The sequence below is a fragment of the Sporosarcina sp. P32b genome (assembly GCF_002743335.1).
In the GTDB taxonomy this organism is placed as follows: domain Bacteria; phylum Bacillota; class Bacilli; order Bacillales_A; family Planococcaceae; genus Sporosarcina.
Genome location: NZ_PDZB01000036.1, coordinates 1 through 17129, shown reverse-complemented (window position 1 = coordinate 17129; position 17129 = coordinate 1). Strand labels below are relative to the sequence as shown.

The 17129-nt window shown below is 42.3% G+C and carries 17 protein-coding genes and 1 riboswitch; of the genes, 9 read left to right on the top strand and 8 right to left on the bottom strand.

The features are described from left to right. The first annotated feature begins 805 nt into the window (after positions 1 to 805). From desA to CSV64_RS15690, 4 genes are all read left to right on the top strand, one after another. Positions 806 to 1852 carry a Delta(5) desaturase DesA gene (gene desA, locus CSV64_RS15705; protein ID WP_099635531.1) on the top strand — a complete coding sequence of 349 codons (1047 nt, stop codon included), beginning with the start codon at positions 806 to 808 and terminating at the stop codon, positions 1850 to 1852. Between the two features lie 114 nt (positions 1853 to 1966). Then, positions 1967 to 3094 (top strand): sensor histidine kinase, encoded by a 1128-nt coding sequence (locus tag CSV64_RS15700; RefSeq protein WP_099635530.1) that lies wholly within the window; start codon positions 1967 to 1969, stop codon positions 3092 to 3094. A gap of 3 nt (positions 3095 to 3097) precedes the next feature. Then, positions 3098 to 3709: a response regulator transcription factor gene (locus CSV64_RS15695; RefSeq protein ID WP_099635529.1), complete on the top strand. Its 612-nt coding sequence runs from the start codon at positions 3098 to 3100 to the stop codon at positions 3707 to 3709. A 51-nt stretch (positions 3710 to 3760) separates the two neighbouring features. After that, entirely contained in the window at positions 3761 to 5056 is a 1296-nt protein-coding gene (locus CSV64_RS15690; protein WP_099635533.1) for a D-serine ammonia-lyase, read from the top strand. Positions 5057 to 5215: 159 nt separating this feature from the next. Here the strand turns inward: CSV64_RS15690 and thiW are convergent, their stop codons facing one another. The 4 genes from thiW to thiM are packed head-to-tail and all read right to left on the bottom strand — an operon-like array spanning position 5216 to position 7980. Beyond that, a complete protein-coding gene (gene thiW, locus CSV64_RS15685) occupies positions 5216 to 5704 on the bottom strand; it encodes an energy coupling factor transporter S component ThiW (RefSeq protein WP_099635532.1) in 489 nt (162 codons plus the stop codon). A gap of 11 nt (positions 5705 to 5715) precedes the next feature. Beyond that, positions 5716 to 6375: a thiamine phosphate synthase gene (thiE, locus tag CSV64_RS15680; RefSeq protein ID WP_099635528.1), complete on the bottom strand. Its 660-nt coding sequence runs from the start codon at positions 6373 to 6375 to the stop codon at positions 5716 to 5718. After that, a complete protein-coding gene (gene thiD / locus CSV64_RS15675) occupies positions 6375 to 7190 on the bottom strand; it encodes a bifunctional hydroxymethylpyrimidine kinase/phosphomethylpyrimidine kinase (protein ID WP_099635527.1) in 816 nt (271 codons plus the stop codon). The genes thiE and thiD overlap by 1 nt, the downstream gene beginning before the upstream one ends. Positions 7191 to 7209: 19 nt before the next feature. Further along, positions 7210 to 7980 carry a hydroxyethylthiazole kinase gene (thiM, locus tag CSV64_RS15670; RefSeq protein WP_099635526.1) on the bottom strand — a complete coding sequence of 257 codons (771 nt, stop codon included), beginning with the start codon at positions 7978 to 7980 and terminating at the stop codon, positions 7210 to 7212. 62 nt (positions 7981 to 8042) lie between these two features. Continuing rightward, positions 8043 to 8140, bottom strand: a riboswitch (TPP riboswitch). Positions 8141 to 8332: 192 nt separating this feature from the next. Between thiM and CSV64_RS15665 the strand changes: the two genes are divergently transcribed. Continuing rightward, complete coding sequence (locus tag CSV64_RS15665; RefSeq protein ID WP_099635525.1) at positions 8333 to 9529, top strand: DUF3238 domain-containing protein; 1197 nt, start codon at positions 8333 to 8335, stop codon at positions 9527 to 9529. Between the two features lie 55 nt (positions 9530 to 9584). Here CSV64_RS15665 and CSV64_RS15660 read toward each other — a convergent pair whose 3' ends face one another. From CSV64_RS15660 to CSV64_RS15650, 3 genes are read right to left on the bottom strand one after another with little or no spacing between them, the layout of a single operon-like run. Next, entirely contained in the window at positions 9585 to 10727 is a 1143-nt protein-coding gene (locus CSV64_RS15660) for a Ger(x)C family spore germination protein (protein ID WP_099635524.1), read from the bottom strand. Beyond that, positions 10724 to 12163 carry a spore germination protein gene (locus tag CSV64_RS15655; protein ID WP_233190515.1) on the bottom strand — a complete coding sequence of 480 codons (1440 nt, stop codon included), beginning with the start codon at positions 12161 to 12163 and terminating at the stop codon, positions 10724 to 10726. Before CSV64_RS15655 ends, CSV64_RS15660 begins: the two co-directional genes overlap by 4 nt. A 39-nt stretch (positions 12164 to 12202) precedes the next feature. Then, positions 12203 to 13297 carry an endospore germination permease gene (locus CSV64_RS15650; protein ID WP_099635522.1) on the bottom strand — a complete coding sequence of 365 codons (1095 nt, stop codon included), beginning with the start codon at positions 13295 to 13297 and terminating at the stop codon, positions 12203 to 12205. A 290-nt stretch (positions 13298 to 13587) separates the two neighbouring features. On the opposite strand from CSV64_RS15650, the gene adh reads away from it, so the two are divergent. After that, complete coding sequence (gene adh / locus CSV64_RS15645) at positions 13588 to 15129, top strand: aldehyde dehydrogenase (RefSeq protein ID WP_099635521.1); 1542 nt, start codon at positions 13588 to 13590, stop codon at positions 15127 to 15129. Positions 15130 to 15171: 42 nt separating this feature from the next. Next, positions 15172 to 15528 (top strand): DUF779 domain-containing protein, encoded by a 357-nt coding sequence (locus tag CSV64_RS15640; RefSeq protein WP_099635520.1) that lies wholly within the window; start codon positions 15172 to 15174, stop codon positions 15526 to 15528. Positions 15529 to 15631: 103 nt separating this feature from the next. Here CSV64_RS15640 and CSV64_RS15635 read toward each other — a convergent pair whose 3' ends face one another. Beyond that, positions 15632 to 16033: a thiol-disulfide oxidoreductase DCC family protein gene (locus tag CSV64_RS15635; RefSeq protein WP_099635519.1), complete on the bottom strand. Its 402-nt coding sequence runs from the start codon at positions 16031 to 16033 to the stop codon at positions 15632 to 15634. Between the two features lie 172 nt (positions 16034 to 16205). Between CSV64_RS15635 and CSV64_RS15630 the strand changes: the two genes are divergently transcribed. Both CSV64_RS15630 and CSV64_RS15625 read left to right on the top strand, forming a co-directional pair. Further along, positions 16206 to 16406 carry a hypothetical protein gene (locus tag CSV64_RS15630; protein WP_099635518.1) on the top strand — a complete coding sequence of 67 codons (201 nt, stop codon included), beginning with the start codon at positions 16206 to 16208 and terminating at the stop codon, positions 16404 to 16406. Positions 16407 to 16543: 137 nt separating this feature from the next. Further along, on the top strand, positions 16544 to 16927 hold the full coding sequence (locus CSV64_RS15625; protein WP_099635517.1) for a hypothetical protein: 384 nt from the start codon (positions 16544 to 16546) through the stop codon (positions 16925 to 16927). Positions 16928 to 17129: the final 202 nt, after the last annotated feature.

The window sequence follows — 17129 nt, the reverse complement described above, 5'->3', positions numbered from 1 at the left end:
ATAAGAACCACAACTAGAATAAATACCACTTAGTAGCGCTGGCACAACTGCGGGGTAGGCCGTGGCCATGAGACAACTGGCGGCACTTTGCCAGCTGGCTCATGGCTGTAGGCAATCCCCCAAGTGCCTGCGCGGGTCCAGAAAGTAGACACTCACTAACTTCAGTATCCAACAAACAGTCGAGCAATGTCCCCAACAAAAGTGACAAAGACTCGTAGCCACTTAGTCTTTCCGTCAATCGTGTTTGTAGGTTGGGTAAGTTACGCAATTTATCATTCTTAGAACCAAAACCAAAATAAACACTACTTAGTAGCGCCGGCACAACTGCGGGGTAGGCCGTGGCCAGGAGTCAACTGGCACCTACCACCGCCAGCTGGCTCCTGGCTGTAGGCAATCCCCCACGTGCCTGGCGCGGGTCCAAAAAGCAGACACTCGCTAACTTCAGTTCCCAACAGCCAGTCGAGCAACGCCCCCCAACAAAAGTGCCAAAGACCGGCAGCCGCCTAGTCTTTCCGCTAACCGCGTTTCCAGGTTGGGTACTGTACGCAATTTATCATTCTCAGAACCACAACCAAAATAACTACCACACAGCAGTACAGGCACGCACTAACTTCACTGTCCAACAACTAAGTTGAGCAATGACCTAACTCAACGTATCTCTCACAACGCATATTGTAATAGGACTACTTGTCCCAAAACACATGACATTTGTCATCTCAAAGTCATGACATCTATGTCTACCCCTCCCGCCGCATACAAGTTATTCTTAATGTACTAGCAAACCCAATAGGAGGGAAATTCAAACATGAGTAAAGAGCAAACGAAGCAACTGCATAAAGACGTCGCGCCTTTCGCGAAGTCTGATTTGAAAAAGAGTATCATTCAGATGATCAATACAATTCCACCAATATTTATCCTATGGTTCCTGGCTTACCAAAGCTTGAGTGTGTCGGTCACATTAACGGTTGCGTTGTCAATCGTTGCAGCGTTCTTCGTAGTTCGTACATTCATCATCTTCCATGACTGCACGCACGGTTCATTCTTCCGCAATAAAAAAGCGAATAGCATTGTAGGAACAATCACTGGCGTCTTGACATTATTCCCATATGAAAAATGGAAAAGAGAGCACTCGATTCACCACGCAACTAGTTCAAACCTAGACAAACGCGGTGTTGGAGACATCTGGGTCATGACGGTTGAAGAATACCAAAATGCTTCGAAGTTCGAGCGTTTTAGCTATCGTGTTTACCGTAACCCTATTGTCTTGTTTGGATTTGGACCTTTATACTTGGTACTGATCGCAGGTCGTTTTAACCGTAAAGACGCGCGTAAGAAAGAGCGCATGAATACGTATCTAATCAACGTTATTTTAGTTGCAGTCTATACAGTACTAATCCTAGCTATTGGCTGGAAAGCATTCTTGTTGATTCAAGGTACTATGATGTTCACAGCTGGTGCCCTTGGTATTTGGTTGTTCTACATCCAACATACATTTGAAGATTCTTATTTTGAAGAGGAATCTGACTGGGATTATGTTAAAGCAGCAGTAGAAGGAAGTTCGTACTATCAATTGCCACGTGCTCTTCAGTGGGCAACAGGTAATATCGGATTCCACCATGTACACCACTTAGCACCACGTGTACCAAACTATAACTTAGAAATGGCGCATGAATTAACTCCGCCATTGCAAAAAGCTACAACGATTACATTGAAGAATAGTTTTGAATCATTGCGTTATCGCTTGTATGATCCAAACAATAAAAAATTCATTACATTTAAAGAAGCAAAACAATACTCATTAAGAGATAAATTGTCGATTGATTTAAAACCAAAACGCACACATTTATCATAAAATGGCGAGAGAAGGGGCAATCCTTCTCCGCCTTTTTATTTTGTCCATATATCAAAAGAGCTAGCAGAGACAATATTTGTTACAATGGGATGAAAAGGACGGCGATGAGAACTGATGTATAGTTGGTATAGTATTTTTCCTAAAAGCCCCTGGCTCAGTATTTATGCTTGGGTTGTATTTTGTATTTTACCTTTCTTTTTTATTTTACGAAGTGCATCTTCATTTAATTTAACAATAGGCATCATATTATTAGTGTTATTTTTCCTTTCTTATTATTTTTCCGCCAAGTCCAAAAGCGGTCTTATGTATATGTGGATCAGTTTTGAAATTGTCATTTCGGTCGTGATGACCTTGTTGTTTGGATATGTATATCTATCACTGTTCATTGCGTTCTCTATTGGAAATATACGAAGACCAGTAGGCTTTTTTATTATTTATGGATTGCATATTGCGATCTTAATCGCGGCGATTGTTGCGGGGTTCTTTCTTGAGATTGAATTATTTTTACCGCAAATCCACTTTGTTATTATCACCGTTATTGGTGTAGTATTATTGCCTTTCAATTTGTACAATCGTCAAAAACGAGACTTACTTCAAGATCAGTTGGAGATTGCAAGGGAACGGATATCCGAACTGATGATCATTCAAGAGCGTGAGCGTATTGCACGGGATCTCCATGACACGCTTGGGCAAAAGTTATCTATGATTGGTTTAAAAAGTGATTTGGCTTCTCGATTAATGGATCGAGATATCGAGTCTGCCAAAGCAGAGATTCAAGATATACGTCAAATTTCTAGTACGGCATTAAAAGAAGTCCGGGTTCTTGTCAGTGGGATGCGGCGTGTGAAGCTTAAAGATGAGCTGGTGCGCGTCCAACAATTGTTGAATGCGGCGGAAATCGATTTAGATGTAGAAGGAAATCCGAATTTCCCCGACGTATCTCCTATTGTAGAAAATGTACTTGTCATGTGTATGAAAGAAGCAATCAATAACGTAGCGAGACATAGTTATGCAAAGCGGTGCTGTATCATATTTGAACAGACAGAAAAGGCATTTGTAATTAAAATAAAAGATAACGGTATTGGTATCGCGCAAAATGGTTTAAATTTACCGGGAAATGGGCTTGATGGCATGAAGGAACGGTTAGAGTTCGTCAATGGTAAACTGTCCATTAAAAGTGACGGTGGAACTCAAATAAAAATCGTGGTACCTGCTGTTCTAAAGCAAATAAAGGAGGGGTAACGTATGATCCGCATTGTAATTGCAGAAGACCAAGGAATGCTGCTCGGTGCACTAGGGTCGTTGTTGAACCTGGAAGAAGATATGGAAGTAGTAGGCAAGGCTAAGAATGGTCAAGAAGCCGTGGACTTGGTTAAAAGTCTTCGGCCGGATATTTGTATAATGGATATTGAAATGCCGATTAAAACCGGCTTAGATGCAGCGGAAGAACTCCAGGATATAGAATGCCAAATTATTATTCTAACGACGTTTGCGAGGGCGGGTTATTTTGAACGAGCACGTAATGCGGGAGTTCGTGGCTATTTGCTGAAAGACAATCCGATCGAAGAACTGGTGAAATCGATTCATTCTATAATTGAAGGTCGCCGAATTTATGCACCAGAATTAATCGATATGGCATTTGAAATGAAAGAAGAAGAGAAGAATCCATTGACCGAGCGAGAAGTTCAAGTACTTAAATTGGTATCCGAGGGGAAGACTACGAAACAGATTGCGGCTGAACTGTTTTTATCACCCGGCACTGTCCGTAACTATGTCTCCACGATTCTGGATAAACTTGGTGTGCGTAATCGTATTGAAGCAATTACGTTATTTAATGAAAAAGGCTGGTTCGAATGAAATCTGCACGGGCATACATTCATAATAGGGAGTGGTTAGTGAGTGAATAAAATGACGCAAAGTGAGTGGCTTGTAAAGCTACCCTTATTACAAAGCGTGGTAGAGAAGAAGGAAGTATTATGGTGTAACCCTTCTATTGAATCAGTAAAAGCTGGCCTGTTGAAGACGCGTTTATCAAAAGACGATATAACAGACGCTAGTCATCGCCTAGAAAAATTTGCTCCCTATTTGGCAAAAGTTTTTCCTGAAACGAATCAAGGTATTATCGAATCTCCATTAACACCAATTCCAAAGATGAAGCAAGAACTTGAAGCGGCATACGCTATTGATATTCCAGGCAGGCTTTTATTAAAGCAAGATAATGCGTTACCAATCTCCGGCTCAATCAAGGCGCGTGGTGGAATTTATGAGGTGCTGAAACACGCAGAGACACTTGCATTAGATAATGAGTTGCTGGATCACACAATGGATTATAGCCAATTCGATTCACCAACATTCCGTGCATTGTTTGCAAAGCACAAAATAGCTGTAGGCTCGACTGGTAATCTAGGATTGAGTATTGGCATTATGAGTGCAAAACTTGGCTTCGATGTAACGGTGCATATGTCAGCCGATGCTAAACAGTGGAAAAAAGATTTACTACGTTCAAAAGGCGTTCACGTAGTGGAGTATATAGATGATTACAGTAAGGCAGTAGAAGAAGGTCGGCGCCAGGCAGAGGCTGATCCGTCTTGTCACTTTGTGGACGATGAAAACTCTACGGATTTATTCATGGGATATGCCGTGGCGGGGGAGCGTGTAGCAGCGCAATTGAAAGAGCAGAATATTGCTGTCGATGAAGCGCATCCACTATTCGTCTATTTACCTTGCGGCGTAGGCGGTGGACCTGGCGGTGTGGCGTTCGGATTAAAACTAGCATTAGGCGATCATGTCCATTGCTTTTTCGCTGAACCGACACACTCACCGTGCATGATGATTGGAATGATGACAGGAATGCACGATCAAGTCTCGGTTACAGACTTTGGCCTGGACAATAAAACTGCGGCTGATGGATTAGCAGTCGGCACAGCTTCAGCATTTGTCGGGAAAACGATGGAACCTTTCCTGACAGGATGCTATACGGTAGAAGATCAGACATTATTCACGCTACTGAAAAAGCTAGCGGACAGCGAAGATATTTGGCTAGAACCTTCAGCACTGGCTGGTATGACAGGGCCAGTACAAGTTATTCAGTCTAAATTACCATTAGCCGACTCCAAAGATACGACACACCTCGTATGGGGAACAGGCGGAAATATGGTGCCTGAAGACGAAATGAAGGACTATTATAATTATATGATGAAATAATATACGCTATTTCCTGGGAAATCGACAAAAGATCCGCAGACATTAGTCTCTGCGGATCTTGTTTTTTGAGTGTGTAAATTAGAAGCGCCTAGATATCACGGAAGGCGTTGTGAAGTGAAAATCCGCCCTTACTATTAACTTCTGCCACACTTCATAGTCTTACTGTAAATCTTTAAATAGCTTCAATCTCAAAAGTCTTGGAGCTAATAATAGACCGATAATTGTCCCGCTCACTGTCGATACCAGAAAAGGGGGGAGGAAGAAGAAAGCCGTTACGGTTGTACCCATCAATATTTTTGCATAAGGTACCGCAAACAAAGGTGCTATCAAACCGGTGCCGATTATCTCCCCAATACCCGCACTCCAATTCCTTTTGAAACGCTGATAGAATATGCCGGCTAAAAATGCACCGATCATACCACCTGGAAATGCGAGCAGTGAACCAGTTCCGGTCAGTACGCGTACGAGTCCTGTCATAAACGCCACTATGACAGCGGCCCCCGGACCCATTACAATTGCCACTATGACATTTACAGCATGCTGTATGGGATAAGCCCTGGCGATACCAGCAGGAAATGAAACGAACGCGGAGCCGGCAACTGCGATTGCGACAAACATGGTCATGAATATCATTTTGCGTGTATTCATGTGGACATCATTCATTTCAAAAAGGAGTGAATGGTTTTTAATAAATCGCTTGCTGCATACTGTGGATCTTTCGCCGATGCAATTGCAGAAACAACAGCTACACCATCTGCCCCAGCTTGGATAATGGAGCTAGTAGTAGCCAGTGTAATGCCACCTATAGCAACTAGCGGCATGTTAGGAAACGCAGTATGGATTTCTTCTACCAAAACGGTACCTACAACGGCTGAAGCATCGAGTTTGGTCGAAGTCGGATAGATCGGACCCAGTCCTATATAATCCGCACCAATTGATTGTGCCAGTTGTACTTCTTTTGCGTTGTGGGTAGAAACTCCAAGCCATTTATCCGGACCGATTCGCCGACGCACACTGTCTGCCTGTTCGTCATCTTGTCCAACATGAACTCCGTCTGCATTCATTGCCAATGCTAGATCCACATCGTCATTGATGATGAAAGGAACGCGGTACAGTCTGCAAAGTGCCTGACACTTCTTGGCGAATCCGAGCAAAGCTTCGCCTTCAAGTGCATTCGATCCTTTTTCACGCAACTGAAAACATGTGATACCACCGCGCAGAGCTGCTTCCACTATTGCTAACGGATCCTGACTACCCGAGTTTGGTGTGCCCATTACAAAATATAAGCCTAATGCTTTCCTCACTTCCATAGTTCGCATCAGTGCATCTCCTTTTTTAGCTCACCGTATGCCCAGTGATTTGTCGGTCCGTGTCCTGAACCAATCTTTAAACCATGTTCAATCGCAGCCTGTATGAACTGCTTTGCTTCAGCGACTGCATCCGGCAACGAAAAGCCTCTCGCTAGAAAACTCGTCAAAGCTGCTGCAAATGTGCATCCAGTTCCATGTGTATCTTTCGTTTGAATCCAAGGTGTTGTCACAGTGAACGATTGACCGTCTGCGTCTGCGTAATAATCTTTTGCATCCAGCACGTCATTTCGGTGTCCGCCTTTCATCACGACGGCTTTCGCTCCCATCTGAATAAAAGCGGTTGCAGCTTGCCGAATGTCTTCGTCTGTCTGTATTTTCATTCCAGTCAGCACTTCCGCTTCAGGAATATTCGGTGTAACAATTGTAGCCAGCGGTAGTAAATGTTCTTTTAGTGCTTGAATCGCCTGTTGTTGCAATAAAGATTGTCCACCCTTTGCAATCATGACAGGGTCAATAACTAAAGGAATTGGAGGATATTCTTTTAATAGCGCAGCAACTTCAGTAATGATTTCTGCCGAAAATAGCATGCCGGTTTTACATGCTTTTACATCAAAGTCATCAAGTACTGCACGTATTTGTGCTATGACTCCGTCGGTCTGTATCGGATATACACCGTGAACGCCATGTGTGTTCTGTGCAGTCACTGCAGTGATCGCAGACGTTCCGAATACACCTAGCTCTTGGAATGTCTTTAAGTCGGCCTGAATTCCTGCACCTCCTCCGCTATCCGAACCCGCAATGGTCAATGCTACTTGTACTGTCAATTGAAAAACCTCCTGTCTATTATGCTAAAGATGTTTTCGATTCGCGATCCAATGTATGTAATATATTTAAGAAGTTCACAGCAAAGTCTCCAGGACCACGGGAAATTTTCGCTGTTTGTTCACCAGCTCGTTTATAAAATAAAAGTGCATCTGCAACGGCTTCCAAAGGATGTTCCATTCCTACTGAGAGAAAAGCACCTGTGACAGAACTGAGTAAACATCCTGTGCCGGTTATGGTAGTCATCATAGGGTGGCCGCCTGTGATAGACAATGTGGAATGGCCGTCCGTGACGATATCGACTTCGCCTGATACTGCTACGAGACAGTTGTACTTACGAGCAGTCTTTTCCGCTAGATCTTCGATGTCTGCAGAACCTTCTCCTGCGTCCACGCCTTTAGCGGTCCAGGGTACATCTGCAATCGCAGCAAGCTCCCCTGTATTACAGCGGATCAATGTGACATCTACTTCGTCCAGTACTTTCAGGACGCTAGCTTTGCGAAAAGGGGTGGCGCCTGCACCAACCGGGTCTAGTACAACAGGTTTTCCTGCTGCACGGGCACTGTTTCCGGCCAAAATCATTGCGTCCACTGTTTGTTGCTTTAACGTGCCGATATTTAAAATACTGCAAGCGGCAATTTTTGCAATATCTTCTGCTTCCTCTACTGCATCCGCCATAACGGGAGAAGCGCCTATTGCTAGTAAACCATTTGCCTGGAAATTCGCAACTACAAAATTTGTAATGCAATGAACGAGCGGTTGCTTTTGACGAAGTTGTTGAATAAGCTGCATGTTTCTCTTCCTCCCTTTAAAGGTATATATACAAAAAGCCCATGCATTGATGGGCGGTTGGGTATGAAAACTACCCACTTTCCTCCGCTAGTATGTACTAGATCAGGTTCAAAGGGTTTGCGTAATTGCATCTCAGCCAATGGCACCCCTAGTGGTTGCTATGTATCAGACAGGCTAATTATATCATATACATGAAAAAGGTTAAAATGATACTGGGATAATGGGGTGGAAGTACGTGGAAATGAGCGATTGCGCATAGAGGAAGAGGTATAACTATATGCTGAATGTTACATAATTATCTGAAGGCGTATAACTGTTTCAGATGAAATAGATAAAAGGGAGCAGATCGCAAATGGAGAAATTATTCGAAATTCAACAAATGGACCATTCAATGGATGATATATCGTTTACGTGGAGTGACACAGGTGGTTATTATCGTGTCTATAAAAATGACCGACAAGTATATGAAGGAACGGCCCCGAAGTTTACGGATGGGCAACTAGACCCGTCACATCCTTTCCAGTATACAGTGGAACGAGTAGAAGAAGGACGGGTTCGTGATGTAATTGTTATCCAGACATCTGCCCTGACTGAGGTACAAGAAGATGAACATCCTTTACAACGACTGGTGATCACGACGATTGCCGCCTCCTCACAAATTGCTCTGTCGTGGGAGTGGATTAAGGATGTGGAGAAATTCGATATTTACCGTAACGGTCAATACCTCGAAACAATTGCTGACAATCGTTTTATTGATCGCGAGGTAAGTTCTTCGGAGTCGGTCGTTTACAGTGTGTCGGCAACATGCCCGTTGATTGATAGCAATCAGAAAATGAATATCAGTAAGTCAATCGCATCAAAAGTGTATGAAGTGATTATGCCCCCGAATCCGAATAATAAACCAACAGAAGAAGTCTATACCTTTTCTGTGCGTGTAAAGCAAAGGGATCAATTACTCACACCGATAGCTGACAGAAAAAAAATAAATGAAGTGAAGCAATGGAAGTTCCGATATACGACGTTTTTAAAGGAAGATATTATAAAGAACCCAAATCTCTTTTCACCTATTTCATACTTTACGGGGGATGATCGAGACTTTAATCCGGAAGGGAAAAGTTTCCGCACCCGTGTGGATATAGAAGGACAGTTTGTCGCAGGAGATAGCACACTGCAATTTACGAAAGCAACTGGACCAACAATTGGTATGAATTATATGAAACGGTATAAACGCCATGACCATGCATCAGTAGATGGTATAGAAATAGAGCGGTTAGAAGGGAAGTCAACAGAAGTTCATTTTGCAATCAATCATGACGTGGGCAACCCACTAACTGCTTCGCCACCTATTCATTATGAATTGAAAGCTCATTTGGATCAGAATGGGAACCTGGACTTAGTTGGTTATCATAATGATGCGCCTCATCATGAGATTTATTTAGCGCTTGATGACGAGGATTGGCGCTCGGTGCATCGTACTGAAAGTGAAGGGTTGGCGTATTTGACGGGTGTGCTAGGAGATAATTATTGGCGCTATATGACGTGTAATTAACAATGAACCGCCGCAGTCCACTATGGACTGCGGCGGTTCATTTAATTAGGCTTTACTAGTCGATGGTTTCTTGAAAACTTTTCCGATCAGAATTAAGTTTTGTGACACGTACATTCAACTTTTCGATTGACTCATCTGTTAGTTCAATTACTCCGTCTTGTTCATACTTCTTCCATGTATTCAATTCCTGTCTATATAAATGTTCGGAAAATCGATAGACGTCAATGTTTTTTTCTATAGCCTCTTTGTATGTCTCTAAAATTTGTTTAGATATCTCTTCCTCTAATCTTTTCTGGATTTCTTTTATCGAAATGGAGCCTTCCTTTGTACTCAGTGATGCTTCCACATCTACTTCCACATTAAATTTCACACCGTTTTTATTGATGGGTGTAATGGTCGGATTTACTTTATCGACTATTATGGATACATGATCATCTCTTTCTGTTTTGAAAGAAATTCGACCACGTTTAGTTTTCTTCGTCATCCACTGCAATCCTCTTGCGCTAGAACCCGTAATAAATCCTTTGAAATTGTGGCGTGAAATGGACGCAATGCCTGATAAAACAGGTGCTGCAACGGACTCTTTTGAAGACTCCCAATTATCCTTTACGTTGATAAGAGGGATTGCCGCTTCGTGTCCCGGCTCGTCCAAACCGATAATCAGCTCACGTATATTCGTAGGATAGACAAACGATTCTTGTTCGTAGGAATTGTCTGGATCACCAAGTTTTGATAGGGTAAGTGCTTTGTTAATAACAGGGCGGACCAGCAACACGTCCTGCACCGGATCCTTTGTAGCATATAACCAAATTTGATAGCGCGTCTCTAGATACCGTGTAATTCTGTCAATGACTGCATTTAATTTGCCATGTTCCAACACCTTTTCCGATACAACAATGTAAGAAGCATGTCCCCAAAATACCTGCTGGTCAACGGAGTGATACAGCTGGGCAAGGGCATCATCAAATGTATCGGCCTTGGCAAATCCTACTTCTGCCTGAGGTATGTCACTCACGGGTTGTTCAGATTTTGGTGTATTGGCAAAGTCGATAATCTGTAGATATATGTGAAATTGATTATCTATATAATCAACGCCCAAGCCATTGACATACAGCATTCGCTCGGGTTCTCTCATATCCCAGCAACCCGCCAAGAATAACGTCAGACAAAGTGTAGCGAACAACGCAGCTTTTTTCATTCTCCGGTTCCTTTCTGGCGTGTTTTATCCTTTGGATGCAATACGTCAGGTCGCTTATTGTATTGTTCAGTAGGTAGGCGGAGCAATGTCTTTTTAATATTTGTCCACTTGATGTCTGTTGCAATACTTAAATAAGGAACCCCGAATGTATGGATAGTTGATAAATATAAAAGGGTAGCAAATAAAGACACATAAAAACCAAATAAACCCATCAGTCCGGTAAGTATAATAAAAAACACGCGTAATGCACTGACAGCTGTAACGAGTGATTGATTAACTAAAGTATAGGCCGCAATTGTAGAAGTGGCGATCACGACAATCATAGCGGGACTTGTTAAACCTGCGCGTATTGCCGCATCTCCAATAATCAATCCACCTACAACTCCAATCGTACTTCCGATTACAGTTGGCAGACGTAGACCCGCTTCTCGAAATAACTCAAATAAGCTAAGCATCAATAACATTTCAAACATAGAAGGAAAAGGTAAACCTATGTTTGCCTGTACGATGGTTGCCAACAATTGAATAGGTAACTGATCTTGATGAAAGGCGGTGAGTGCAAGCCAGAAAGCGGGTAACAGTAAACCAATTAATAAACTGCCGAGACGAAGCAGTCGTTGTACCGAACTTTGTAGACTTGGAAATTCAAAATCCTCGGATGTTTTCATTAATAAAAACAAGCTGATCGGAGTGATGACGGCATAGGTTACGCCGTCCACTAGAATAACGAAGCGACCTCTCGCCAATGACTGGATTGCATTGTCAGGTCGTCCCGTATAGTCAGATCGGGGGAAGAGCAAGGATTTTTTATTCACTAACTCCATCAATGCATCACCGCTGAACACAATATCCGTATTCACTTTGCCCAGCTGTGTCCGCAGTTGATATAATGTATCTTCACTGGCAATATCATCGAAGTACATAAGTGCTACAGAAGTTTTTGACCGTGTGCCTAATTCAAACTTTTCCACGCATAAAGAATTGGTAGGAAGGCGTTTTCTAATGAGTGCAATATTAACTGAGATATCTTCAATGAAGTTATCACGTGGTCCTTTAACCGGAACTTCTAAACGTGTTTCTTCAGGTGACCGATTTGGTTTACTTTCAATATTACCGGTCACAACTAATTGGAGATCTTCAAAATACACGAGCACATGCCCCGTATACACGAGCATAATTAGTTCTTTTTCTGTTTTTGGAATCTGAAGTTTTGGTATATATAAAGAAGAGCAAAGAACTTGCACACTTATGCTTTCTTTATTGTCAGCATATAATTCACGTACACTTGGAATCACAACTTCATTCAATAATTGTGCATCGAACATTGAATCGCATGTGATGAAGTAGACTGTATGTGATTGAAAAGTATAGGGCTGGAACTGTATATCACCAGAATGTAGAAAAAGTTGCTGTAGTGAATCCAGATCAATGTTCATATCAGGAGCTCTCATACTATATCACCATTTCCTAATAGATTAGTTCGGTTGTTTTCTTGATTTCCTTCCCGACCGTTGTGCGGCGAAGACAAGAATGAATGTTAGTAGAAACAAGAATACAAATGTGCCAGTTAAAACATAATCACCTTTGATTTTAAGAAACACATGGTCACTCACTAAAAGTAAGGATACGCTCATAAAGAAAAGGGCCGGCAAGATGATCTTTGAAATCCGCTTCTTATCACCAGTCATCCCTAACAGATCAATTGCAATGAAGAGTAGCAAACCAATGCGGATAAAAGCACCGGTTAGCCATTGATAAATGGAAAGGAAGTCTAAGTGTTCAAAAAAACGACCTATCGAGACAAGTCCCCATTCCTCATAAGCAGGATAAAGTTGCTTCGCGGCTTCATTTGGTCCGAACTCCGTAATAGCGCCAACGAGGGGACCGATTGTCAGCCCGAGCAAAATGAGCATCATGACCGTGAAATGGTACCAACGAAACGGATTTTTCACGCGATGCTGAATGAAGAGAAGCAATAATAGCTCTATAAATCCCGACGCAGGATAGATAGCGGATTTGAGGACAGGTTGTACACCGTGTTCTAAAAAAGGCTTTAACATGTTGTAATCTTTCACTTGCAAGTTAGTAAACGCTACGAAAAATCCGAAAATGACTACACCAAACAACACGATTGCATTGACGGTGACTATGGATTGTAAATTGGCCATCGCAAGTAGAACGCATAAGACGCTAAATGTTAGCAATAATAAAAATAGGGGAGTTTTCGGTAAAAAAGTGGCGGCAATCCACTCCAACATCTCGACCATTGTAAAAGTAGACAAAATCAGCAGAAAAATTGCAACCATATATCTGATGACAGCTGATGGCACCTTGCCGACAGTTTCAGTTAGCCACTTCGTCAAATGTTTCCGTTCGGACTTTTTATGGATATAGATAAAAAGAAAGACAAAGGGAAAGATAGCAAGGAACGCAATTATGACTGATATCCATCCATCTCTACGTGCATCTTCCAGCAATGAAGGAATAATGGTCACATGATTTTTCAGTCCAATAACTGTCATGGATAAAAATATGACATGCAGAATGCTGATTGAGCTCTTTTGATTCATAGGAACCCCTTCTTAACTAAAGTAGTTTCCTTTAGCTTTACCTAAAATGTACAGTTTTATAATCTATATAAGTAATTAAAATGGAACCGTAATAGTACAGTCTACGATTTGTATGATCTATAAAACTATTTGATTGAAAGCGCTTACCAAATGGTTTAGAATAAAAGATAGCTTATGAAAGCGTACGCATCAGGAATAAAGTGAAACTATGTTTCGTATAATAGCTTTGCGTGCATAATGATTGCGCTGAGATACAAGCAAAATAATGAGAACAGGGAGTGTGACGCAGTATGGTACAAGCTTCAGAAAATCTAGTTTACGCAAATCCAAATACAGAAGGTTCAAAGGTTCAGTTCAAAGAACGCTATGATAATTTCATCGGCGGCAAGTGGACGGCGCCAGTAAAAGGCCAGTATTTCGATAACTCAACGCCAGTTACAGGTAAGGTATTTACTCAGGTGGCGAGATCTACAGAAGAAGACATTGAACTGGCTCTGGATGCAGCTCATGCAGCAAAAGATGCGTGGGGAAAAACATCAGTCACTGAACGTTCGAATATTTTGCTGAAGATTGCTGATCGTATTGAAGAGAATTTAGAAATGCTAGCTGTAGCTGAAACATGGGATAACGGAAAGGCTGTACGTGAAACATTAAATGCCGATCTTCCGCTTGCAGTAGATCATTTCCGATACTTTGCATCTGCAATTCGTGCGCAAGAAGGCGGAGTCAGTCAAATAGACAACGATACTGTAGCTTACCATTTCCATGAGCCACTAGGAGTTGTAGGGCAGATCATTCCTTGGAACTTCCCTATTTTAATGGCAGTATGGAAACTTGCTCCGGCATTGGCCGCAGGAAACTGTGTCGTGCTAAAACCAGCTGAGCAAACACCAGCGTCTATTTTAGTATTGGTTGAATTGATCGAAGACTTACTGCCGGCAGGTGTTCTGAACGTAGTCAACGGTTTCGGACTGGAAGCAGGAAAACCACTAGCATCCAATCCGCGAATTAATAAGATTGCCTTCACAGGAGAGACGACAACAGGCCGTCTAATCATGCAGTATGCTTCACAAAACTTGATTCCGGTTACTTTAGAATTGGGCGGAAAATCCCCGAACATTTTCTTCGAAGATGTAATGGCGGAAGATGATGCGTTCCTTGATAAAGCAGTTGAAGGTTTTGTTATGTTCGCCTTAAACCAAGGAGAGGTCTGTACGTGTCCATCTCGTGCGTTAATTCAGGAATCCATTTACGATAAGTTCATGGAACGTGCACTTGAGCGTGTTAAAGCGATCAAGACAGGAAATCCATTAGATCCAACGGTCATGATGGGTGCCCAGGCATCGACTGAGCAACTAGAGAAGATTCTTTCTTACCTAGATATCGGAAAGCAAGAAGGTGCAGAATGTCTGACAGGTGGAGAGCAAAATAAGCTCGAAGGTGATCTTGCAGAAGGTTATTATGTGCAGCCGACTGTATTTAAAGGACATAATAAGATGAGAATCTTCCAAGAAGAAATTTTCGGTCCTGTAGTTGCAGTAACGACATTTAAAGATAAAGAAGAGGCGCTAGAAATCGCGAACGATACATTGTATGGACTAGGTTCAGGTGTCTGGACGCGTGATATGAATACAGCGTACCGCTTCGGTCGCGGAATTCAGGCAGGACGCGTATGGACGAACTGCTATCATGCATATCCGGCACACTCTGCTTTCGGTGGCTATAAAGCTTCGGGTATCGGCCGTGAAAATCACTTACAGATGCTAGCGCATTATCAGCAGACAAAGAACATGCTAGTTAGCTACGACGAAAGTAAACAAGGATTCTTTTGATCGAATCTGTCTGGAGGATCCGCAGTGAATGGAGGAGTTCCTATGCCAGATCGAGTAGTCGCAACAGAAGAAGCATTGGCTCTTATAGAGTTGTTAAAAGATAAGCACGGTCCTCTGATGTTTCATCAGTCCGGCGGTTGCTGTGATGGATCTTCCCCGATGTGTTACGAAGATGGAGATTTAATTGTCGGTAACCAAGATGTGTTGCTAGGGCACATCGGTGGCATGCCATTCTATATGATGAAAAGTCAGTTTGAGTATTGGAAACATACACAGCTAATTATTGACGTAGTCGATGGGCGTGGTGGAATGTTTTCGCTTGAAGGAGTGGAAGGAAAACGTTTCCTGACTAGATCCCGGGCCTTTACTGACGAAGAATATAAGGAATTAACTCCATGAAAAAAGCCTTCCATTAAATAGGAAGGCTAGGACTGAAAGCAACTCCAGGAACATCGGAGTATGTTTTCAGTCCATTTTTTATAAGTAAATATATATATAATCTTTACGAGATAAAACGTTGCCGTTCTTCAGGTGAGGGCAACATACAAGATAACTCCTTTTTGCCGAACCATTTATATCGATTTGTTGCAATGTAGTCATAGACGATGTCGCGGATTGCGGGTGGAATGACTATGAATAGAAATGCCAAGTGCCATAAACCATCCAATTTTTTTGCGATACGTAAAGCTGCGCCTGACTTTGTATAGGCTTTACCATTTTCAATCAATACTAAGCTATCTACGTTATCTGGAATTTGATAATCCTTACGAAGTTTTCTACCTACATCATCTTGTAACGAAGCGAATGAAAAGTGTTTGTAAGGGTCACGTTTAATAATAAATTGCACGCTTGCGTCACAGAAGTTACATTCGCCATCAAATAGTATAATTCTATTTCGTTCCATAAATATTCTCTCCTTCAAAAATACGTGATATCGTACTATACCCACATAGCGTGAACTTCACTCACTCTATATAAACAGAATAGTTTGGCATCTTTAATGGTTCGTATATAATAGAAGGTGACTAGGCTGGTTCTGTCTTGTGTATCATATATAGAAGAAAGGGTGAAAAGGTATGGAGCGTCAATACATCCATCCAGCTGAGCTGGAGTTGCGTCGTGACTCTGACTTTTTACGTTCCGAGAATATGGTAGGCGAAGGTGCTCCGGTCCATGGCGCATTAAATGAGTGTGAAATTCTTATAAAGAAATTGGAATCGATAGAAAATAGTCTTGGTTTTGAGAAGCCTTCTACACCTAGAAGCTGTGAGTTATAAACAGTCTATTAAAAATAAAGCAATGCCCTATATCACTATTGATAAAGGACATTGCTTTTTTTTTTTGGCTTTCCTATGTCGGTAGCCCGTAACAAATTTATTTACTCGCATGTAATAGGGTATAAGGAGGTGGAGAAATGAATCAAGGACATTGTGGAATGTCAGGCGGACATCACCAGCAAGGATGGGGACACCAACAGCCTCATCATCAAGGAATGCATGGTCATCAAGGTATGCCAGGCGGACAGCAGCAAGGTTTCCAACCCGTATTTTGCCCGCCACAGTATCGGTTTAACGATTGCTTCACTAAACAGGAAATGCCATTTATTCATCCGATCGTGAATGTGAATCGACACCACGTAGTTGGTGTGCCACAGCACTACTATACAGAAACTACTGAAGACGTTATGGGATCTACTATTATGCCAGGAAGAGGGCCAGGAATGGGGCCAGGATTCGGACCAGGATCTGGAGGTATGTGGGGTGGCGAAGGTTGTCATCGCCGTAGAAGATGTCGCTAATCGTTTTTTAATATGAACAATCCGCCAACTCTAGAATTTTAGAGTTGGCGGATTGTTTTATTTTTTTCAACGCCTGTCGAGTCTATACGGCGCTTTCAGCATTAAATGTTATCCAGCTTCAAGCGCCAGACTCTCGGGACGTTTCAGAACTACCAAAAAGGCAAAGGGCGCCTTTGTGGTAGTTCCTCCAACGCCTGTCGAG